The organism is Pelomicrobium sp. G1, assembly GCF_051905455.1.
Lineage (GTDB): Bacteria > Pseudomonadota > Gammaproteobacteria > Burkholderiales > UBA6910 > Pelomicrobium.
This window is the reverse complement of record NZ_JBQACR010000481.1, coordinates 1-248: the sequence shown is the minus strand read 5'-3', so window position 1 is coordinate 248 and position 248 is coordinate 1. Positions and strand designations below refer to the sequence as shown.

Below are 248 nucleotides of genomic sequence, written 5' to 3'. Positions count from 1 at the left end.
GACCCGGATGAGAGCCTGCTCCGGGCGTTCCCGGTCGATGTCGGCGGTGACCAGCACCGAGGCGAAGTAGCCGGTGCCGAGCAGGTCCTCCTGCAGGTCGGTGAGCCCCTTCTGGCTATACGGGGTGCCGGGGGAGAGGCGGTTCAAGTTCCGCACCAGGCTCTCCGGGTAACGGGAAAGCCCCTCCACCAAGAGGTGCCCGAAGGTGAAGGGCGGACCGCTGTCCACCACCACGGTGAGGTCCACGG

The 248-nt window shown here is 68.1% G+C and carries 1 protein-coding gene; it reads right to left on the bottom strand.

Annotated elements, in window-relative coordinates:
* A partial coding sequence (locus tag ACTFO6_RS19310; RefSeq protein WP_439935936.1) for a POTRA domain-containing protein occupies positions 1-248 on the bottom strand: 248 nt, incomplete at both ends.